General features: G+C 34.1%; 17 protein-coding genes and 1 pseudogene. 2 read left to right on the forward strand and 16 right to left on the reverse strand.

Going from position 1 to position 21,344, the window contains the following annotated elements:
• Nucleotides 1-56 precede the first annotated feature (56 nt).
• The 5 genes from ELD05_RS10445 to ELD05_RS10465 all read right to left on the reverse strand — a co-directional run bounded on the left by ELD05_RS10445 (nucleotide 57) and on the right by ELD05_RS10465 (nucleotide 5,642).
• Nucleotides 57-1,283 (reverse strand): peptidase U32 family protein, encoded by a 1,227-nt coding sequence (locus ELD05_RS10445; protein ID WP_127352382.1) that lies wholly within the window; start codon nucleotides 1,281-1,283, stop codon nucleotides 57-59.
• Between the two features lie 14 nt (nucleotides 1,284-1,297).
• Entirely contained in the window at nucleotides 1,298-1,936 is a 639-nt protein-coding gene (locus ELD05_RS10450; protein ID WP_127352383.1) for an O-methyltransferase, read from the reverse strand.
• A 4-nt stretch (nucleotides 1,937-1,940) separates the two neighbouring features.
• The gene (gene mltG, locus ELD05_RS10455) at nucleotides 1,941-2,948 is read right to left on the reverse strand and encodes an endolytic transglycosylase MltG (RefSeq protein WP_127352384.1); all 1,008 of its coding nucleotides are present in this window, start codon (nucleotides 2,946-2,948) and stop codon (nucleotides 1,941-1,943) included.
• Between the two features lie 91 nt (nucleotides 2,949-3,039).
• Entirely contained in the window at nucleotides 3,040-4,890 is a 1,851-nt protein-coding gene (gene typA, locus ELD05_RS10460) for a translational GTPase TypA (RefSeq protein ID WP_127352385.1), read from the reverse strand.
• 275 nt (nucleotides 4,891-5,165) lie between these two features.
• Complete coding sequence (locus tag ELD05_RS10465; protein WP_011916452.1) at nucleotides 5,166-5,642, reverse strand: DUF5680 domain-containing protein; 477 nt, start codon at nucleotides 5,640-5,642, stop codon at nucleotides 5,166-5,168.
• A gap of 128 nt (nucleotides 5,643-5,770) precedes the next feature.
• Between ELD05_RS10465 and ELD05_RS14505 the strand changes: the two are divergent.
• Nucleotides 5,771-6,004: pseudogene (locus tag ELD05_RS14505) on the forward strand (ISNCY family transposase); the annotation flags it as partial.
• 161 nt (nucleotides 6,005-6,165) lie between these two features.
• Here ELD05_RS14505 and ELD05_RS10475 read toward each other — a convergent pair.
• The 5 genes from ELD05_RS10475 to ELD05_RS10495 all read right to left on the reverse strand — a co-directional run bounded on the left by ELD05_RS10475 (nucleotide 6,166) and on the right by ELD05_RS10495 (nucleotide 13,708).
• A complete protein-coding gene (locus tag ELD05_RS10475; RefSeq protein ID WP_127352386.1) occupies nucleotides 6,166-7,266 on the reverse strand; it encodes a hypothetical protein in 1,101 nt (366 codons plus the stop codon).
• A gap of 158 nt (nucleotides 7,267-7,424) precedes the next feature.
• On the reverse strand, nucleotides 7,425-9,617 hold the full coding sequence (locus ELD05_RS10480; protein ID WP_011916450.1) for an RCC1 domain-containing protein: 2,193 nt from the start codon (nucleotides 9,615-9,617) through the stop codon (nucleotides 7,425-7,427).
• Nucleotides 9,618-9,679: 62 nt separating this feature from the next.
• A complete protein-coding gene (locus ELD05_RS10485; protein WP_039765382.1) occupies nucleotides 9,680-10,942 on the reverse strand; it encodes a hypothetical protein in 1,263 nt (420 codons plus the stop codon).
• 67 nt (nucleotides 10,943-11,009) lie between these two features.
• The gene (locus ELD05_RS10490; protein WP_011916448.1) at nucleotides 11,010-12,146 is read right to left on the reverse strand and encodes a hypothetical protein; all 1,137 of its coding nucleotides are present in this window, start codon (nucleotides 12,144-12,146) and stop codon (nucleotides 11,010-11,012) included.
• Nucleotides 12,147-12,151: 5 nt separating this feature from the next.
• Nucleotides 12,152-13,708, reverse strand: coding sequence for a zinc ribbon domain-containing protein (locus ELD05_RS10495; protein WP_011916447.1), 1,557 nt, complete (start codon nucleotides 13,706-13,708; stop codon nucleotides 12,152-12,154).
• Between the two features lie 235 nt (nucleotides 13,709-13,943).
• Between ELD05_RS10495 and ELD05_RS10500 the strand changes: the two genes are divergently transcribed.
• Entirely contained in the window at nucleotides 13,944-14,810 is an 867-nt protein-coding gene (locus tag ELD05_RS10500) for an NPCBM/NEW2 domain-containing protein (protein WP_011916446.1), read from the forward strand.
• 281 nt (nucleotides 14,811-15,091) lie between these two features.
• Here the strand turns inward: ELD05_RS10500 and rpoD are convergent, their stop codons facing one another.
• The 6 genes from rpoD to clpP form a co-directional block, all read right to left on the reverse strand.
• Nucleotides 15,092-16,330 carry an RNA polymerase sigma factor RpoD gene (gene rpoD, locus ELD05_RS10505; RefSeq protein WP_206516880.1) on the reverse strand — a complete coding sequence of 413 codons (1,239 nt, stop codon included), beginning with the start codon at nucleotides 16,328-16,330 and terminating at the stop codon, nucleotides 15,092-15,094.
• Nucleotides 16,327-18,174, reverse strand: a complete 1,848-nt coding sequence (gene dnaG / locus ELD05_RS10510) for a DNA primase (RefSeq protein WP_127352387.1) — start codon at nucleotides 18,172-18,174, stop codon at nucleotides 16,327-16,329. The genes rpoD and dnaG overlap by 4 nt, the downstream gene beginning before the upstream one ends.
• A gap of 5 nt (nucleotides 18,175-18,179) precedes the next feature.
• Nucleotides 18,180-19,184 (reverse strand): deoxyguanosinetriphosphate triphosphohydrolase, encoded by a 1,005-nt coding sequence (locus ELD05_RS10515; RefSeq protein WP_011916443.1) that lies wholly within the window; start codon nucleotides 19,182-19,184, stop codon nucleotides 18,180-18,182.
• Between the two features lie 89 nt (nucleotides 19,185-19,273).
• Complete coding sequence (locus ELD05_RS14805; protein ID WP_266166088.1) at nucleotides 19,274-19,396, reverse strand: hypothetical protein; 123 nt, start codon at nucleotides 19,394-19,396, stop codon at nucleotides 19,274-19,276.
• On the reverse strand, nucleotides 19,397-20,698 hold the full coding sequence (clpX, locus tag ELD05_RS10520; protein ID WP_127352388.1) for an ATP-dependent Clp protease ATP-binding subunit ClpX: 1,302 nt from the start codon (nucleotides 20,696-20,698) through the stop codon (nucleotides 19,397-19,399).
• A 26-nt stretch (nucleotides 20,699-20,724) separates the two neighbouring features.
• On the reverse strand, nucleotides 20,725-21,312 hold the full coding sequence (gene clpP / locus ELD05_RS10525) for an ATP-dependent Clp endopeptidase proteolytic subunit ClpP (protein ID WP_011916441.1): 588 nt from the start codon (nucleotides 21,310-21,312) through the stop codon (nucleotides 20,725-20,727).
• Nucleotides 21,313-21,344 lie beyond the last annotated feature (32 nt).

A 21,344-nucleotide genomic window follows, 5' to 3' on the forward strand; every position in this document is an offset into this window, starting at 1 on the left:
GTCGCATACAATTATATGATCATTCCCCCGTTTTGTTGCATGTCCACCAAAAATATTTATTCTTCTACTTTTTTTCTAAGCATTGCAAATTCAACAACTGGTTTGTCAAATTTTATTTTAGTAAGCTGCTGAGCGTGCGGTACAACATCTAAAGGATTGCCTTCCAAGTCGAAAATGTTATCAAGTTTCTGTACAAAATATGTCCCATCTGGCAGCATCACTTCAGCTACATCCCCTCTAAAAAACCTATTTCGCTGTTCAACCACTGCCCAGCCATCTTCTAAAACTTCTTTTACAATGCCAATAAATTCATATTCACGAATGTATTTGCTTGAGTCAAATTTATAATCATTGTGAGTTGGTTTTCCAAAGTAGAAGTTTGTTGTATAGCTTCTGTGTGAGCACTTTGCTATCTCCTCAAGCCACTGGGGATCAACTTCAAAGTGTTCTGGATCTTGTAAGTACCTGTCAATTGCTTTTCTGTATACACTCACGACTGTTCCTACATAGAAGCTGCTCTTCATCCTTCCTTCTATCTTAAAAGCGTCAATTCCTGCTTTTACTAACTTGTCAATGTGCTCCACCATGCAAAGGTCTTTTGAGTTGAATATATACGTTCCATCGACATCTTCAAACACCTCAAAATACTGACCGGGTCTTTTTTCTTCCATGATATAGTATTTGTATCTGCAAGGATGTGCACATTCACCCCTGTTTGCATCTCTGTATGTCATATATGCGCTCAGAAAACACCTTCCCGAGTATGAAATGCACACAGCCCCATGGACAAAAGCTTCAAGTTCAAGATCTTGGGGTACATTTTGGCGAATCTCTTTTATCTCTTCTAAAGAAAGCTCTCTTGCCAACACTATCCTCTTTGCACCAAGTTCATACCAAAACCGTGCACTTTCAAAATTGGTAGTGTTTGCCTGAGTGCTTATGTGAATAGGAATTCCAAGTCTTTTTGCTTTTTTGAAAATACCCAAATCTGAAACTATTATTCCATCAAATCCCAAATCTTTTATGCTGTCAAAAAACTCATCAACCTTTTTTATATCTTCATTTCTTGCAAATATATTTGCTGTGAGATATACCTTTTTACCATACCTGTGTGCAAACTCTATACCTTCTTTCATACTATCGAAGTCAAAATTTCCTGCGTACTTTCTCAGCCCAAATTCCTTGCCACCTATATAAACGCTATCAGCACCATACACTATCGCAACCTTTAGTTTTTCCAAATCCCCCGCCGGTGCAACAAGCTCAGGTCTTTTAACTTTCATTTTTAAAACCTCCACTACTTTTTGATAGCAATCAAAACTCCATCGCTAATCGGTAAAAGTGTCATTACAAACTCTGGGTCATCTTCAATCATCTTTATAAACTTGTTCATTCTCTTTGCAATTGTAATCATTCTTCTTACTAAATACCTTCTTCCAACAACCATACCTTTGAAAAGAACATTGTCACATACAAGCAAACACTCTTTTGACATCTTATCTTTTGTAAGATTAAAATAGTCAATATACTGGGCTTTGGCAGCATCAAAAAATATCATGTCAAACTCCCCATCTATTGCTTGCAAAACCTCTTCTGCCTCGCCACCGATGATAGTTATTTTATCTTCTGCATTAAATTCTTTTACATTCCTTTTTGCCTGCATAACCATGTCAAAGTCCATCTCAATAGAAATTATCTTTGCTTCAGGGAAGCCTATGTGCATTGAAAGTGCTGAATAACCAATAGCTGTCCCAATCTCTAATATTCTTTTTGGTTTTCTTAGCATTGTTAGGATTGTAAGAAGTCTTGAAACCTCTCTTGAAACAATTGGGATATTATTCTTTTTGGCATATTCTTCAATCTTTAGAAGTTCCCTGTCAATATTTGTAAGCTTTGACCTTATAAACTGATTTAAAATATCCTGGGATATATCCATGGTCTTATTTTTTCCCTTCTTTTAGTTGTTTTTGTGCTTTCAAATGTTCTTCATAGGTCCTTGAAAATATATGGCTTCCATCTTTTTTGGCAACAAAAAATAAGTAATCTGTCTTTTGAGGATCCAATGCAGCAAGCAAACTCTCCTTCCCTGGATTGCATACCGCAGAAGGTGGAAGCCCTTTGTAAAGGTATGTATTATATGGCGATCTAATCTTAACATCCTCATATGACAAAACTTCTTTGTGAAATGGTAGAATATATTCAACTGTCGCACAGCTTTCTAACTTTATCCCTTGGTTTAACCTGTTCAAAAACACACCTGCAATAATAGGACGCTCAAAATCTTTTTTAGCCTCTTTTTCAACAATTGAGGCAAGGATTACTGTTTGAATATCATCAAGCTGGGTTGTCTTTTTATGTTTTATGCTATTGTAAACCTCTAAAAATCTATTTAACATCCTTTTAATTATATCCTTTTCAGATTCACCAATATATATTTCATATGTATCAGGATACAAAAACCCTTCAAGCTTGTATTTTACATTTTTTGAAGAATATTTAAACCGAAAATCAAAGTTGTAGTTATTAATCTCATCCAAAAACTTCTTCTCATCAACAATTCCCAAACTACTCAGTCTTTTTGCTATCTGGACGCAAGTAAAACCTTCTGGAATAGTAAATCTTATTGTCTTTTTGAACACAACACCCTTTTGCAAAGCCTCACAAAGCTCTTTATAGCTCATAGATGAAGAGAGCTTGTAACTTCCTGCTGCTATCTTGTAATTGTTAATTTTTACATAGAGCATGAAAAGATAAGGGTTTTTTATTATTCCTTTTTCCTTTAGAATCATAGCAACATTTTTTACAGAGGTGTTTTGCGGAATTTCAACGTAAACTTCTTTAGTTTTAGGTTTTTGAAGCTTTAACAAGATTGCAAGCAGCAGGACACTCATTGTAATTATACCGATTATGAAAATATAAACCCTTACATTTTTATTCTTAACTTTCATTTTTTCAAATACCCCATTTTATAAATTATAAAAGCATATCAGTACTGATGCTCATATTATATCACATCTTTAGATGGTAATAAAAAAGAGCCTAAAATACAGGCTCTTTTTCCTCTTTTTTAGCTCTTGCTTCCATCTTTTTTCTCATCTCATGGTTTAAAATCTTTTTTCTGAGCCTTAGGCTCTTTGGAGTGACCTCCAAAAGCTCATCCTCTGCTAAAAACTCAATACACTCTTCTAATGAAAGCTTTACAGGCGGGGTTAGTCTCAAAGCTTCATCAGCAGTTGCTGAGCGCATGTTAGTAAGATGTTTTTTCTTGCACACATTTACAACAATATCCTCAGGTCTTGAACTTTCACCAACAATCATACCTTCATACACTTGTGTCCCCGGTTCAATAAAAAGCCTTCCTCTCTCTTGAGCATTGTAAAGTCCGTATGTTACAGCCTCACCTGTTTCAAAAGCTATTAGTGCTCCTCTGTTTCTTTCTGGAATATCACCAGCATATGGCATATAATCATAAAACACATGGTTCATAATACCATTTCCCTTGGTATCTGTCAAAAACTCAGCCCTAAAACCTATAAGACCTCGTGCTGGTATTATAAACTCAAGTCGCATAAAACCATCGTTCAAGATGGTCATGTTCTGAAGCTGTGCTCTTCGCGGACCCAATTTTTCCATGACAGTGCCCACAAATTCTTCTGGAACATCAATTATCAAATATTCATACGGCTCATAAAGTTCACCATTTATAATTTTTGTTATAACCTGTGGCTTTGAAACCTGAAACTCATAACCCTCTCTGCGCATAGTTTCGATCAATATTGCTAAATGAAGCTCTCCTCTTCCTGACACTTTAAATGAATCTGGAGAATCAGTCTCTTCAACTTTTAATCCCACATTTCTCTCAAGCTCCTTAAAAAGGCGCTCTCGTAAGTGCCTTGAAGTTACATATTCGCCTTCTTTTCCTGCAAAAGGTGAATCGTTTGTTGAAAATATCATAGAGATTGTTGGCTCATCAATCTTGATAAACTCCAAAGCCTCTGGATTTTCTGCATCTGCCACTGTCTGACCAATGTTGATACCATCTATTCCGGCAATTGCAACAATATCACCTAGCTTTGCCTCGCTACATTCTACCCTTTTTAAACCTTCAAACTGATACAGCTTCGTAACCCTTGTCTTTTGCAAAACTCCATCTTGTTTTGTACAAACTGCAACCTGCTGATTGAGTTTTACACTGCCTCTTACAACCTTGCCAATTGCAATTCTTCCAAGGTAATTGTCATAGTCAATTGAAGTTACAATCATCTGGAAAGGTGCATCAATTTCACCTGTTGGTGCTGGAATATTGTTTATAATCACCTCAAACAGTGGTTCTAAATTGTGACTTTCATCTTCTAAATCAAACTTTGCGATACCTTCTTTTGCTGATGCAAAAACATATGGAAAGTCAAGCTGGTCTTCATCTGCTCCAAGTTCAATAAAAAGGTCTAAGACCTTATCCAAAACCTCATAAGGCCTTGCAAATGGCCTGTCAATTTTATTTATAACTACAACTGACTTGAGTTTAAGTTGCAAAGCTTTCCTTAAAACAAACTTTGTCTGTGGCATTGGACCTTCATAGGCATCTACAACCAGTAGCACACCATCTGCCATAACAAGCGCTCTTTCAACTTCACTTCCAAAGTCTGCATGGCCTGGTGTGTCTATTATATTTATCTTTATGCCTTTGTACATAATGGCTGTGTTTTTGGCCATTATGGTAATTCCTTTTTCTCTTTCAAGCTGGTTTGAATCTAAAACTCTTTCTTCAACCATCTGATTTTCACGGAATATTCCACTTTGTTTTAGCATTGCGTCAACTAAGGTTGTTTTGCCATGGTCAACATGGGCAATTATAGCAATGTTTCTAATGTCATCTCTTCGGGTTAGCATTTTCAGACCTTTGGCTGCCTCCTTTTAAAAGTTTGAAGATAGCTTTCTATTTTAAATATGTGTAAGTAAAAAGTCAATAACTAAATAACCTGACAAATCAAAAGCAGGGGAGTGAGTAACCCCTGCTCTTAATATGCATAACTTGTGGTTGTTATGTTTTTGCACTATAATATTTTATGACAAGGGGGATATTTTTTTATCTCTTATATAACTATTTTTACCTTCAATAACTATATCTTCTATTTAACAATCTTTATTTTCATAAAAATCCATCCTCATATTTTCACAATTCCAGATGCAATGTGTTGGGCAATTAATTCTTTATCATAATAAATATCAGTTTTTTCCAATACTCCCGTTGCTTTAAGTTCAAATATCGATTTATATTTTAATAATTCTTTTTCGTATGTAAAATCCTTAAATAGATTATCCTTGCATTCCACTAAATGCTTAGCCCTAGCTTCTTTTAAAAAATCATATACTTGATTTGCACCAATTGGACATTTATCCAAAACATAACCAACATAATCACATATCCATACTACTTTATTACTGTCTTTCTCAATTATTATTTCAACCCCTGCATAGGGATTAAATCCACGATAAGAATCTTTAAAAATGTATCGGTTTATCTCCTTTTTAAACTCCCAATCGTAAACATCTGATTTTTCATATGGATTAAACTCCTTAGTTTTCTTCACATAGCAAGACAACCTTCCTTCAATTATTGTCCTTTGCAATAAGTCCAACATAGTAATACCCCCTCTATTTCTTAATTTTTTGTCTTTTGTAAAAGTATTCAACTAACCACGCGCCAAAATTCCGCTAAAGATAATGCTAAATTTACTCAATCACTCTCAACTCGATTGAAACTCTCAACAATTCCCAAAACCTCTACAAAAAACAAATTATCATTAGGCAAACTATTTCTTACCCTAAATCGTACATCGGTTCTGATTACCTTCCTAACATTTGACCATATTTCTTTGTTCTCTGATTTTCTTTTGCCTGCTACATCTTTTCTCTTGCTTTTTGTTCTCGTTCATCACATTAAACCTTAAATTGTTTCAAACTTACTGTCAAAAAGTTTCACAAACTTAAAAAGTCTATCGCTTACAACTTTCTTTTTTTATTCTTATTATCTCGTAATCGTTCATTTGATATTATTTGGTTACCTTCAGGCCTTAAAAAAAGTTTATTAAGAGAGTATAGGATTGTATATTGTCTTTTTTAAGAATCGTTAATAATTCTTATTAATTCAAGTTGATTGTTATTTTAGTATCCAAAATTACTTCCATTCATGTCTAATTCTGCAAGCATTTGATTCACAATTAAGTAATTATAAACTGGAATTGCACCATCCCAATAGCCAATATTAAACCCAATTGGATTGAGGTAACTTTTAAAGGAAATTTTTTCGGCTTTTTTAAAAGCTTCTTTTGGAGGGTTAGGGAATAAAACATCTTTCCCAAATTTGATGTTATCAAGGGTTATTTGCAATGTTGTAAAATTACCATTGTAAGTAATAATTATTTTCTTAGTTTTATAGTCATTTTCATCAATATAAAAGTTATATTTAACAGGATTTATAGGTATCATTTCAAGCAAATCATCACTTACAAGATCTAAGAGATCAGTTACAACATCCAGACTCCCAGTCACATCTCCTTTATCTCCCAATACTTCATTTACACTATCTCCTACTAATCTTCCAAATATATTTGCTACGCTAAATAACTTTTTAATATTTTCTTTCAAGAATTTTTTGGTGCATGCTTCCATTTTACTTTGAGAAACAGTAATTAATGCATTTTTTGTCTTTAATTTTTTCCCTCCAACAACCACTATTTGGTCGAAAAACTTTGCTTTTTCACTTAGAATAGCATTTTTAAGATCCTGGTTGAAGTCTTTTCTACTTTTTAACGTTAAAACATTAATTACGAAGTCCGAATTTGTTAGCTCCTTTACTTTTTTAATAGGCATATAATAGTAGAAAGAATTACTTTTGTTTTTGTAATAAATGTTGTTCTTAAAATAAATTGTATCTCCTGTTATTAACAAACATGAATACTTATCTTTAATTCTTTCCTCATAGAAGTATTTATTGTTTATCTTATCAACATAAACCTTGCAATATACATTCTCCCTTAACTTTGAATTTTTATTAGTAACAGAAACAGTTATTTCTGCCCCAAACGGTATGTTTGATTCAAAACATTTTACAATTGTTTGCCTCAAAACACTATCATATTTACTTATATTCTGAGTATTCTGGGCATGGCCAATGTAACTAACTTTACCGACAAAATAAATTATTATCAATAAAAGGAAAATTAATATTTTAAATCTACCCCTTCCTTTTATTCTTCTGCACATCATCGTCCCTCCCTTCACATTTTACTATTTGTCTTTCTCTGCAAATTACAAAATACAATAGATTTCTGATATGTTTATTAAAAATAGACATTTATGATTTGCTATCAGCATTATTTAACTTAAAAATTAGTACTTATAAACATTTCACAATTGATTATTTACCGTATTATTACCTGTGTTGGCTTAAAGATAATAATACCACCAATTCCTACTTGACCTAAACTATTATCTCCCCAACCATATAAATCCCCTTCTCTTGTCAATGCCAATACATGTCCTCCTTTACAAGATATCCATACAGCTCCTTCAAACACTTTCACAGGTCTGGGTTCATACCATGAATCTGTGTCAGTTCCAAGTGTTCCCAAATTAAATCCCCATGCATAAACTTCTCCATTTTTTGTTAATGCAAAGCTTCTATTTGCACCTGCAGCTACCATTTTTACATTATCCATTACTTTTACAGGCTTATCTATTCGAAGATTGGGTATTGCTATTCCATTGCCTATTTCCCCATGAGCTGGATCACTGCCCCAGGCATATAAACTTCCATCTTTTGTAACAGCCAAGCAATGGTCATAACCGCTTGCCATTGATACCACATTATTCAATACTTTCTCAATCACATATGATTCGATTTGCGTATGGCTTCCTTTCCATGAAGTTTTACCTTTCAATGCATATAAGGTCCCGTCCTTTTTCAAGATTAGAGTCTGATACCCTGCACTAATTTTGTCTACATTGTTTGTTATGTTATACATTTTTTGTCTGTTTTCTTTGATAATTTGCCATTTAAGAGTATCTCGTTCTGCTTGAACAACAAAAATTAACGCATACATTTTACCATTTTTTGTTACAACAAATGTTTCATTTTGATTAGTATCTACTTGTCTAATTTCTTTTAATACCATTTTAGGTTTTGAAATTATTTTATTGTTGCTAAAGTCAATAGTATTGTTTATATTACTTCCCCACCCAAAAAGTTCACCTTTTTTATTAATCAAAAAACTACGTTGAGTTCCTGCTAAAATTCCTATAATTTCCCCAACATTAATATCTATTTTTGTGGGCCTACATAAGGGATTTTTGGTTCCGTTCCCTAACTGATTATATGAATTATTGCCCCATCCATATAATTTTCCATCCTTAGTTAAAGCAAGAGAATGGTCAGCACCCGCACTACATAAAGAAACATTTTTCATGATTAAAACAGGCCTATCTACTCTTTCTGGCGCACCAAAGATAAATGGTCCAGTGTTATTGCAAAAAATGTATAACTTTTTATCTTTCGTCACTGCTAATTTACCAGATGCCAACATAACATTTGACATTATCTTAACAGGCTTAAATTCCATGAGTTTACCATTATTAGATTGGCGAAACTTATTTTTGATTACGATAGTATCAGTATAACCTCGTCCCAATCCCCATAATACCCCGTTTTTATCAATTAACAAACTGTAAGATTCACCTGCGTAAATATATGAAATACCTTTTATGTCTTTAAAATTTACTCTTACCGGTTTTTCACTGAAATTTTTACCCCATCCCGGATCAAATCCTAACTCACTATCATTGTTGTAGCCCCACGCATATAACTCACCTTTCTTGGTTAATGCCAAAACATGATTACTTCCTGCAGAAACACTTTGAACCCCACTCATTATTTTTACTGGTTTAATTTTATCTATTTTACTGCCATCACCCAACTGTCCAACCTCATTTGCACCCCATCCATATAAATCACCATTTTTGGTAATAGCAAAACTTGTATACCATCCAGCTGCTACATCTTTAACATTTGTCATAATCTTAATAGGTTTGTTACAGTCAACTCTTGTCCCATTTCCTAACTGTCCGCGATCGTTGAGTCCCCATGCATATAAATCTCCATTTTTTGTAACTGCCAAGCTATGATAATTACCAGCAGCTATTGCAACTACATTTCCCAAAATTTTTACAGGAGTAGTTTTGCTCTCTTTTGTCCCATCTCCTAATTGTCCATACTCGTTATTACCCCAACAATATAAATTCCCACTCTGGTCTATTGCTAATACATGTGCCCATCCGGCTTTTGCAATCTTAACATGTTCCATTACTTTTGTAGGCAAATATCGAGATTCTAAAGTTCCACCTAACTCCCATTCGTAAAGTTCTCCATTTTCTGTTATAGCAAGGTTTTGATTACCGCCCGTATCAACATATACTATTTTCTTTCCCATATCATTTGATGCTTTTATATAGAAAGTGCTCAATGTTATCAATATCATACTCACCAAAAATAGAAATAAGATATATTTTATTTTTTCTTTTTTTCTTACTTTTAAATTTTTTCTAGCATTACTAATCATACTCATCCATCCTTTTCTTTTGCACGTGTAATCAACAGATTTACCACCCATTAAATTATCTTTTAATTTCTCTGGTCACTCCATTTGATAATTGCATCAACTACTTTTGGTTGGGATAAATTACTTTGTTCTCGTCCAACTTCAAAGTAAATAGTAATTCCGTTTTTTAAATCACAAGAAATGACTTCCTCCGATTCCGGTGATGGTCCTCTACTTACCTCTTTTATTTCCTTATACTTGCCATTTTTTAAAATCTTGTACGCTTGGTCTGGGGTTGTTTCCATTATCTCAATACCAAAAAGGTTTGCTCCCCTGCCCGCAACTAAAGCATTAGGTATTTTGTCGTCCGAATCTTTATAATTTCCTTCATCTGCATTAAAAGTCCATGCTAAAGCCCCTACATCGTAAAAGATTCCGCCCTCCCATTCATAAGTTCTATCACATAGTCCAAAATTTGCTCGAATATCTTTAAGTCGTACATTTAAAAGTTTTTCAAGTTTGTCCGAAGAATTTATAACTATTCTTTCTATTCTTTCTTTATTTAATTCACTGAATGACATAAAAAAGGTAGCATAGTTTTTTCCATTGGGATCAATATCAAAAGAAGAAAAATATGTTTCTATCCCCTCATCCCTTAAAAGTATTTTATCATCTATCTGAATATCCGTATTTTCAGTTGCTTGAGAAAGACTCTCTCGATACTTTGGAGTTCTCAATTCAATATCGCTGCATGTTGCTGAAAGAAAAGTAATATAATTCCTAATTTTTCTTAAGGTATTATTATCTATAATGTCCTCTCTGGGTATCAATTTACCATTATCAAGATCAAAATTGAATGTCTTTGATTCATAATACCCTCCAGTTCCTCCACCATCAATAAAAAATATTACAGAAAAAATATTTTTTGATTTTAAAAAATGATAATCATAACTAATTCCCAAAATAGTAAAGCTTTTATCTTTTTCTATTTCATCCAGTTTCCTTTTTACAAAATTCTCAATTGTATTGTTAACTTTCTCAACCACTATTTGCGAAAAAGTATGTTTTACAATATAAGGATATTCAATTCTAATTATTTTACTATCTGAACTTTTCTCAATTTTCTTTTTATTTACTTCAATAAATTTTTCTATCTTCTGTTCAGGAATATTATTTTTAAGCAAAGATTCATCGTACTCTGTCTTATAAACAACCTGGGTAGTATTTTGGTTGAAAGAACTTTCAGTACTTTTATCTCTTTTGAACACTGAACAACCAACAAGCAACAAAAATAAAAGGATTATAACTGCTATCTTAATAACAAAAATCTTCCTTACACTTTGCATCACATTTCACCTCCTATTCGTTTTTAATCATATTTTAATTACAATTATTTTTCTATTATTCTCTATTTTATTTAACCCTGTAAAATTCATACTTCCCTCTACCTGAACCAGGAATAGGCTCCAATATCAATCTATCGCCTTCAATTTTGTAATAATATCCTTCTTTACCAGTAAGAAAACCTGTAAGATACAATTTGTTACCATCTATTTCCCAATTTCCACCTATCCAATAATAATTGGCCTTAAATGTACCATCTGAATAAAATGTGATAGTATCTTTATCATCTGACCAGGTACCAATAATGCTATTTGAACTAAAACTTGTCGTACTAACTCCTCCTGAGCCTACCATTCCATTAGCTAAAGCAAACATGACTATTGCCACAACAATAATACATACGATATACGTTGTCGCAGTGATGTAAAGCGCTGTAGTATCTTTATTTTGTGATAAAGTCCTAATTGACCAAAAGTTAAGAATTGTATTTGTGATAATACCAAAAATACCTATTAAAATTACAAGCCATATAGCAATAAACTGCAATAACAGATTTAACAATACTACCCATACAATTGGTATAAGGCTTACTCCAACCGCCCCTAATATAGCCTTAAAATCTACACTTTCTTTAATTATCATAAACGCTAACTTGATAGTACCGCAATATAGAAGATACAAAAGAAACAAAATTATGAAGTTGTACAAAAAGGTCTTAAAGGATGAATAAGAGGACAAAAGCCCTGATATTCCGATAAAATCTTCAATTAACTTTATACCTCTTCCTGCCAAAACAAGATTTTGAATAGAAACAAATATAGAGGTAAGAATAGCAAACAAAATACCTACTTTGCAGTCATTGTTCTGTATAACCTTTGAAATAAAAACAAATGGATTTTTCAAAAATGCCAACGCAAACTTTACAGTAAGATAACAATATCTAACTGTTGAATTAATTACATCATTAAAGGTTGATGCAATAGCTATATTCTTTCTCTCTTTCTCACTGATGTTTTGTGTCTGCTCATTATTTTTATTTCCAATTTCTTCATTAACATTCTTATTCTCATTATTTTGCTTCTCATTCAACACTTCACTACTTGAGTCTTTATTGCCAGTTGTTTGACTTATCATTGCCTGAGCTGTTTCGCAAGTGCAATTCTCACCTTCCTGAAGTTCTCTACCACAATATGGACAATTTGTCATTTCAATCACACACTCCCTTCATCTAATTTGTATTCTTTAATCTTGCCATCTTTTGGCCAGTCATAAAACCATGGAGCTTCTATTTTAACAATAACAAAATTCTTTGCATTCTCATCCCATACAAGAGTGTAAACCTGTGTAGTTACTTTTTCAGGAATATCTTGTGGTGAAGACTCGTCTTGGGAATATACTGTATCTTTGTAATAAATCTTCGCAGTAACTTTTAATGTTATTTTTTCCTCTTCATCTTTAAACAATTGTAATGTTCCAAAATTAAACTCTGTTTTTGTGACTTTACCTGTAAATTTTTGTTTATAATCTTTTAGTTCTTGAATTCTACTTGAAAATGTCTGTTTTAATTCATCAGAAATGTTCAAAAACTTATTTGGATCCTGAGCTGTCATAGCAGTTCTGTAAGACTTTTCAAAATCATTTATAACAGAAGCAACCTTTTCAAATGTTGAATTATTAGTATCATCGTTTGAAAGTGTATTTGGAATTGTAATGCTATTTGACCAGTTGCCAAGTTTTACAGAAGTTGTTCTTGCCTCACCCCATGGAAGTTTTATTTTTGCACTAAACTCACTTTCGTCACTTACAGGTCCAAATTCAGAAGCATCTTTTACCAAAACACCGGTTGGCTTACCATTCAAAATTATCTCAGCATCCTCAAAATCTGACTCTACCTCTACGTAGCGAGGATTAAGATAAAGTTCAACAGAGTATTGGTTGTAGTTACTAAATTCTGTACTGTAGAGTTTTTCTTCCTCAGACTCCTCTAATGTACAATATGGTCCTTTGTATTTTGCTTCAATCTTGTATATACCGGCAATCAATGGGCCTATTGAAATCTCCTGCGACGGATCTGAAACTGAAGTAATGTTTTTGCCATTTAAGAATATTTTTGCATCCTTTGTATCACACTTCACCTTTAAAAAGTAATTTTTTGCTGCAATCTTATACTTTGTGAAGAAAATCAAGCCTTTGCCTGCAGGTTTTAAAAGAAAATCGTTAGAATAATCGTGAGCTGAGAAAAGATTAGATAAAATATCGGTTAGAGATTCATTCTTTTTATCTGAAGATGAATTTGAAATTGATTGAATTGCTTCATCTAATGCTTTGTAAACCTCGTTTATGTATTCAGGCTTTGTCTGACACAACTCTAAGAAAGCTTTTAGATTATCTTGTGAAATTTGTTCACCTGTTTCATGAACAATAATTTGGGAAAGCATTTTTGTGTCTTTATTTTTAACAGCTTCCTTGAATTCATTCACAACCCTTTGGGGAGAATATATTGACTTTCCAACTGCTACAAACAATATTAAGAACACCAAGAAACCTATAATTCCGTAAAGCCAAGGCAAAAGTTTTCTGTCAAATTTCAATTTTATGCTTGGTACCCTAAATTCTTTTGTTTGGTCATCAAAGTATTTTTCTAAGAAGAACTCTCTCTTTGTTCTTTGCAAATTATTCGATGTCTTTGCCTCTAAGCTCTCTCCACATTGAGTACATACTTTCTGCCCCTTTTCAATTGTAGCACCACACTTAGGACAGTAAAACAATCTTTACCCCTCCCATCATTTTCTAAAGGTTATTTGACATATTTCGACAAAATTCGACAAGAAATATCCTTTAAAGGTAAGATGTTAATTTTATTATAATTTTTTTAACAAATGAATTCAAGAATTTATTAATTACAAAATATAGTTGACATTAAATTTAGACTATTGTATATTAAATTTAAACTATTGTATATTTATAGAAAATATCAAAACTTTTTTTATGGAGGTTGATGAAATGAAAAAGTGTATTTCATTTTTTACAGTTGTACTTGCTGTAATTTTTTGTTTTGTTGCGGTTGCATCATCTCCAACAAATTATAAGACCATGTACGAAAAACTTTTAAAAGATTACAATTCTCTAAAAACTCAATATGACAAGCTAAAAAAAGAAAATGCTAATCTTCAAGCAAAGGTGAATGAACTTAGCAAAAAGGCAGCAACAAACCCAGTTTATGAGTATCAAAGAGATATTATCCTAAATGGAGTAACACTCAAATACAAAGTTCCATTTATAAACTACAAAGGAATGAGATTTGTTCATCTTGACTCAATTCTTTATTGCTTCTTTAATAAAAACATAACTCCTTGGAAAATTAATGATAACCAAAAAGCATTAGTTATAGGTCCCGATTTGGGTCCAAATGGAGGTATATTCCTTACTGATTTGCCGTTGAGTGATTATAAATCCATAGTTGACTATTATAACAAAGGACGTTTTGGTATCAACACAAAGGACGTTACAGTACTAGGAAGACCATATAATAAGAATATCTGGTGGGAGGCTTATAATGCTGCTGGTTGGAGTTCAGATGAAAGTCGAAGATGGTCATTTGTGCAGTATAAATTAAACGGAGATTATAAAAAGTTAAAAATGAGTTTAGGTTTAGATGATGATTCTGAAGTTGGTGCAAGTGGAAAATTTACAATTTATCTAGACGGAGAAAAAAGATATGAAACAGAAATCGCAAAAGGTGAAAAGGCAAAAGATGTTTCTTTAGACGTTGTTGGCGGTAATACTTTAAAAATTGAATTTTTTACAAATCCGAATCAAAATGATTGTAGAATGTTTCCTTTTGTAGGCGATGCAGTATTGTACAAATAAATATTTACAAATTATGAGTGGCTGTCCAAAAAATAATTGGATAGCCCCTTTCATTACAAGATTTAGTTTTTTGTTTGACGAACTTTCCCTATATGCTGTGATATAAAAATTTTAAAATTTTGTTTTTAGTGAACCCCTTGTTAATTATATACAGACTCTTTTTATGTTTTTTAGTTCCCAATTTTGAATTAGTATTTTTTCTTATTTGTTCTAAATTTCCAATTACAAGTTAAAACAACAAAAAGGGGACTACCTGCTTACCTAGTAATCCCCTTTCATTTTTACTCCAAAAAATCCTTTAGCTTCTTACTTCTGCTTGGATGTCTTAGTTTCCTCAAAGCCTTTGCCTCAATTTGGCGGATCCTCTCTCTTGTTACGTTGAACTCCTTTCCAACCTCTTCTAAGGTGCGGGCCCTGCCATCTTCAAGGCCAAATCTTAGCTTTAAAACCTTCTTTTCTCTTTCATTCAAAGAATCCAAAACCTCTAAAAGCTGCTCTTTGAGCATTGAATATGCAGCTGCTTCAGATGGCGCAAGAGCATCATCATCAGGGATAAAGTCACCCAAGTGACTATCTTCTTCTTCACCAATTGGGGTCTCAAGTGACACTGGTTCTTGTGCAATCTTTAGTATCTCTCTCACCTTTTCAACTGGCATGTTCATCTCTTTTGCAATCTCTTCAGGCGTTGGCTCTCTTCCTTTTTCCTGCAGAAGCTGACGTGATACTCTCACTAACTTGTTTATCGTCTCAACCATGTGTACAGGAATCCTTATAGTTCTTGCCTGGTCTGCAATTGCTCTTGTTATTGCCTGACGAATCCACCATGTTGCATATGTGGAAAATTTATATCCTTTTCTGTAGTCAAATTTCTCAACAGCCTTCAATAGACCAAGATTACCTTCTTGGATAAGATCTAAAAAGAGCATTCCTCTTCCCACATACCTCTTTGCAATGCTAACAACAAGCCTCAAATTTGCCTCAGCAAGCCTCTTTTTAGCCTCTTCATCCCCCTGTTCAATCCTCTTTGCAAGTTCAATCTCCTCTTCAGGGGTCAAAAGTGGAATTTTGCCAATCTCTTTGAGATACATCCTCACAGGGTCATCTATAGCAATACCTTCAGGTAGATTTTCCAAGTCGTCTTTTAAAAGCTCTTCTTCTGAAACCCTATCATCAACAACGTCAATCCCCATACTCTCAAGAGTATCATATATGTTTTCAACCTGGCTTGCATCAAGCTCTACCTTGTCAAGTATCTCTTGAATTTCAGAATATGTCAAAAATCCTTTGCTCTGACCAAGCGAAATAAGCTCGCGAACCTTTTCTCTGATGAGATTTTTCTTTTCTTCTGTTTTATTTTTATCATCAGAATTTTTCTTAGGAGAAGACTTTACAGCTTCTTCTTTTTGCTGAATCTGTTCTTTTTCCTCACTCTGCTGCGTCTGCTGATCCTTTTTAACCTCTTGGTTGCTATTTTGATTTATATTGTTCTGGTTATTTTGGTCAAGATTTTGTTCTGTCATCTGCCTTCTCCCTCCTTTCCTACCTTGAGTTTTTTTAGCTCATTCAGTATCTGGGTAATTTTCAAACTGTCATTTTGTTCTTGTGCAGCTTTAAGTTCAAGTTTTAACCCTAACGTTTTGACTTTCACTTTTAGCTCTTCTATGGCTTTCTTTGCAGTATCAGTATTTTCAAAACCTTTAGATGAAAAGCTTGTAAGATCAGATAAAATGCTTTCATCGGTTACAAAACTCAAAAGCATAGAGTACCTCAACTCCATCCCCTCATCCATCAGATTTTTTACTGCAGTAAAAAGATTCTTAACATCTTCGGTGTAAAAGTCCTCTTCCGTAAGAAGACTTCTTATCTCCTCTGATTTTGGTGCCCATTCTGTATATAATGATAAAAGATAGATCTCATTCTTTTTTAACATTTCGAAATCAGACAAAACTGGTTTTTGCTGTATTTGCTTAAAATAATTTATATTTTCTATTCGCTTAAGTTCCTTCTGAGTAGTTTTGGAAAACTCTTTTGAAATAACATTTTCATCTACACCCGTGAGAACTGACAACTTCTTTATATACTCTTGTCTTTCAACCTCATTTGAAATTGGAGTCAAAATCTTCTCAAAATACTCTCGTACAAATCTAAATTTCTGGTCTGATTTGGTCAAATCATATTGGTTTTTTAGCTCTTTTACTTTGTAATCTATCACAAACATGCTATTTTGCTTTTTTAACAAAAACGCATCCTTCCCAAACTTTTTTATATACTCATCTGGATCTTTTGCACCCTCTAATTCCATAACTCTTACCATGAGCCCGTTTTGATACAATATATCAGCACTTCTTATTGCTGCTTTTTTGCCTGCTTCATCACTGTCTAAGCAAAGAACAACTTCATTTTTGTATCTTCGCAGCAGAAAACTGTGGTCTTGAGTGAGTGCTGTGCCTAAAACCCCAACTGCATTGTCAATTCCCTCTTGATGTAGAGCAATAACATCCATGTACCCCTCGACAACTACAAACTCTCTCTCCTTGCTCTGTTTTGCAATATTAAGACCGTACAGAATCCTTGACTTTGAGAATATCAAAGTATCAGGTGAATTCATGTATTTTGGAGCAGAAGTATCAGAGATTATTCGACCACAAAATGCAATCACCCTGTTCATTGTATCGAATATAGGAAAAATAAGCCTTCCTTCAAATCTACAATAATTTTTTCCATTTCTCTCAAGAAAAATTCCACTTAAATCAATAATTTCTTTAGGATATTTTTGAGAAAGCCTGTCATACAGGTCATTTTTTTCAGGACAAAACCCAAGCCCAAATCTCTTTGCCGTATCTTTCGCAATTCTCCTTTTGATAATATACTTCGCAGCTTCAATATTCTTGCGAAGATAAAGCTGCTCTTGAAAATATTCAAAACAGTCTTTGTGAAGATTAATTAGCTCTTCCTTCTGTTTTGCCAAAGCCCTGTCCTTTGCTGACTGAGACTCAGAAAACTCAATGTTAATCTTTGCCCTCTGGGCCAAAACCTTTAGCGCCTCAGTAAATGTCAAGTTTTCTATTCGCATTACAAAGTGGATGGCATTTCCGCCAACACCACAACCAAAACAGTGAAATATCTGCTTAGCTGGTGATACGTAAAAAGAGGGGGTTTTCTCTGAATGAAAAGGGCAAAGCGCCCTAAAGTTCACCCCTACCCTTTTTAACGGAATATAAGAGGAAACAATATCAACAATATCCACTTTATTTAAAACCTGTTCCACAATTCTTTCCAACACATCATGTTCACCTTCATGTTTTTTGGGACAATTTAAATTTATTTCGACAAATTTTTTAAAATACCTTTTGACATTTTTCATAAAAATTAAAGCTTATTCCATGGCGAAGGTAAGAATATTTCATAAAACTTTCGCATAGCATACCTGTCTGTCATTCCAGCTATATAGTCGATTATTGCCTGTTCCTTGCCAAATCTGTCGATATCTTTTTTTACATCGTCTGGCAAGGAGTCAGGATTCGACATAAAATACTCATATAAAGCTTGTATAATATATTTAGCCTTTTTTTCATCCCTTTTTGCTTCAGAGTCAATATACACATTTTGAAACATAAACTCCCTCAACTTTTGCATGGCATAAAAGACATCTTCACTCATGGTTATTTCTGGTTTGTCCATACTATTTCTTATTATATCCATAATCAATGTATTAATTCTCTCACGCTTTGAAAATCCTAAAATCTTAAGACAGTCCTGTGGCAAATCTTCTTCTTTTAAAATTCCTGCTCTTATAGCATCGTCTATATCATGGTTTATATACGCTATCCTGTCTGCAAACTGCACAACTTTGCCTTCTAACGTCGAAGGAGTATTGCCCCATACATGATTTAAAATACCGTCTCTTACCTCAAATGTAAGATTAAGTCCATCATCCCCTTCTAAAAAGTCAACAACTCTGAGACTCTGTACATTGTGAGAAAAACCACAAGTTGTAATTTGGTTTAAAATGTCCTCTCCTGCATGTCCAAAAGGTGTGTGGCCCAAGTCATGTCCAAGGGCAATTGCTTCTGTCAGGTCCTCATTGAGCCTTAAAGCCCTTGCAATTGTCCTTGCTATCTGGGCAACCTCAAGTGCGTGAGTTAGCCTTGTTCTGTAATGGTCCCCTTCTGGTGAGATGAACACTTGTGTTTTGTGTTTAAGTCTTCTAAATGATTTTGAATGAATTATTCTATCTCTGTCACGTTGAAACTCGGTTCTGACCTGGCACTTTTCTTCTGGTCTTTGTCGCCCTTTTGTGTTCTTAGAAAGCATTGCATATGGTGATAGAATCTTACTTTCAAGCTCTTCTTGGTATTCTCTTATCTTTAACAAATTTTCTCACCGGACTTTTGTAAAGTCCCTCTTTCTATTAATTTTCTTAGAGACTTTGTGATGTTTTCGGTTTATATAATAACTTAATTCTATACAAACTGAATTTTCCCTTCTTTTAAAGCTGAAAAATTCAAAAAGAAGAAGGCTGGAAAGTCAAAAACCAGCCTTCTTCTTTCATTTAGCTTATCTTTCACCCATGTTTTATTAATCAATTAAGACACATTTCCTCTTCTTTCCTGCAAGCGCTGTTTTAGTCTTGGTTTTCTCTGCACTTTCTTGTTCTCGTTTATTATTACAATGGGCTTATCTTCTTTCAAAACAGCTGCTTTTGTAATTATTACCTTTTCTATCTTGTCGTTTGATGGAATCTCAAACATCACATCAAGCATTATCTCTTCCATGATTGCTCTCAAGCCTCTTGCCCCAGTGTTTCGCTCAATTGCTTTATCTGCTATTGCTTCTAATGCTTCTCTTTCGAATTCAAGCTCAACGCCGTCCATAGCAAAAAGCTTTTGATATTGCTTGACAAGTGCATTCTTTGGTTCTGTGAGAATCTTTATCAGTGCCTCTTTGTCAAGTGCGTCTAATGTAACAATTATTGGAACACGACCGATAAATTCGGGAATCATGCCGAACTTTAGTAGGTCTTGAGGCATTATCTGTCTTAGAATATCGCCTATCTTCTTTTCCTTCTTGCTCTCTATTTTAGCATTGAACCCAAGAGTCTTTTCACCAATTCTTCTCTCAATTATCTTTTCAATACCCTCAAAAGCACCGCCACAGATAAAGAGAATATTTGTTGTGTCAATCTGGATAAACTCTTGATGCGGGTGCTTTCTTCCACCCTGTGGCGGAACTGATGCTATTGTTCCTTCTAATATCTTTAGTAGTGCTTGCTGCACACCTTCACCAGAGACGTCTCTGGTGATTGAAGGATTGTCTGATTTTCTTGCAATCTTGTCAATCTCATCTATATAAACTATACCGCGCTCTGCTCTTTCAATGTCATAATCAGCATTTTGAATAAGCCTGAGCAAAATATTTTCAACATCTTCACCCACATAACCTGCTTCAGTGAGTGTTGTTGCATCTGCTATGGCAAATGGTACATTTAACATTTTTGCAAGAGTCTGTGCAAGATAAGTTTTTCCAGAGCCAGTTGGACCAAGCATTAAGATATTACTCTTTTGAAGCTCTACATCGTCTTTCCTGTTGTCATGATAGTAAATTCTCTTGTAGTGATTATAAACTGCAACTGATAAAATCTTTTTTGCGTGGTCTTGCCCAACTACGTACTGGTCCAAAAACTCTTTTATCTCTTTTGGGGTTGGAAGTCTATCATCAAACTCGTTGTATTCCTCTTCTTCAAACTCCTCAGAGATTATCTCTGAACAAAGTTCAACACACTCATCACAAATATAAACTCCAGGTCCGGCAACAAGACGTCTTACCTCATCCTGTGATTTGCCACAGAATGAGCACCTTAAAGTCTTCTTTTCATCGAACTTAGCCAACTTTAAATCACCTCAAAAAAGAAAGATTATGGTCGCCTTTCAATCACCTTGTCAATTATGCCATACTTTAAAGCCTCTTCGGCTGTCATGAAAAAGTCACGTTCTGTATCACGCTCTATAACTTCAATTGGCTGGCCTGTTCGCTCAGCCAAAATCCTATTAATTCTCTGTTTTATCTTCAATATCCACTCAGCGTGGATTTTGATGTCTGTTGCCTGACCACGAACACCGCCAATTGGCTGATGTATCATTATTTCGCTGTTTGGAAGAGCAAATCTCTTACCTTTTGCTCCAGCTGCAAGCAAGAATGCACCCATTGATGCTGCCATTCCAACACAAATTGTGGATACATCAGGCTTTATATACTGAATTGTGTCATAAATTGCAAATCCAGCTGTAACAGAACCACCTGGTGAGTTTATATACAGATAGATGTCCTTATCAGGGTCTTCTGCCTCTAAGAAAAGAAGCTGGGCAACAATGAGTGAAGCAATATCATCTGTGATTTCACCGCTCAAGATCACTATCCTGTCTTTTAGAAGTCTTGAGTATATGTCGTATGCTCTCTCACCACGATTGGTTTGCTCAATAACTATAGGAACAAGTGCTGACATTTATTTATCCCTCCTTTTTTAAAAGAAAAACA

The sequence above is a fragment of the Caldicellulosiruptor changbaiensis genome (assembly GCF_003999255.1).
GTDB classification, from domain to species: Bacteria; Bacillota; Thermoanaerobacteria; order Caldicellulosiruptorales; family Caldicellulosiruptoraceae; genus Caldicellulosiruptor; species Caldicellulosiruptor changbaiensis.

Bases quoted from the DNA above. Each gene is read 5' to 3' on its own strand.
- ELD05_RS10445 (WP_127352382.1), bottom strand. From the start codon at position 1,283: ATGAAAGTTAAAAGACCTGAGCTTGTTGCACCGGCGGGGGATTTGGAA.
- ELD05_RS10450 (WP_127352383.1), bottom strand. From the start codon at position 1,936: ATGGATATATCCCAGGATATTTTAAATCAGTTTATAAGGTCAAAGCTT.
- mltG (WP_127352384.1), bottom strand. From the start codon at position 2,948: ATGAAAGTTAAGAATAAAAATGTAAGGGTTTATATTTTCATAATCGGT.
- typA (WP_127352385.1), bottom strand. From the start codon at position 4,890: ATGCTAACCCGAAGAGATGACATTAGAAACATTGCTATAATTGCCCAT.
- ELD05_RS10465 (WP_011916452.1), bottom strand. From the start codon at position 5,642: ATGTTGGACTTATTGCAAAGGACAATAATTGAAGGAAGGTTGTCTTGC.
- ELD05_RS10475 (WP_127352386.1), bottom strand. From the start codon at position 7,266: ATGTGCAGAAGAATAAAAGGAAGGGGTAGATTTAAAATATTAATTTTC.
- ELD05_RS10480 (WP_011916450.1), bottom strand. From the start codon at position 9,617: ATGATTAGTAATGCTAGAAAAAATTTAAAAGTAAGAAAAAAAGAAAAA.
- ELD05_RS10485 (WP_039765382.1), bottom strand. From the start codon at position 10,942: ATGCAAAGTGTAAGGAAGATTTTTGTTATTAAGATAGCAGTTATAATC.
- ELD05_RS10490 (WP_011916448.1), bottom strand. From the start codon at position 12,146: ATGACAAATTGTCCATATTGTGGTAGAGAACTTCAGGAAGGTGAGAAT.
- ELD05_RS10500 (WP_011916446.1), top strand. From the start codon at position 13,944: ATGAAAAAGTGTATTTCATTTTTTACAGTTGTACTTGCTGTAATTTTT.
- rpoD (WP_206516880.1), bottom strand. From the start codon at position 16,330: ATGACAGAACAAAATCTTGACCAAAATAACCAGAACAATATAAATCAA.
- dnaG (WP_127352387.1), bottom strand. From the start codon at position 18,174: ATGAAAAATGTCAAAAGGTATTTTAAAAAATTTGTCGAAATAAATTTA.
- clpP (WP_011916441.1), bottom strand. From the start codon at position 21,312: ATGTCAGCACTTGTTCCTATAGTTATTGAGCAAACCAATCGTGGTGAG.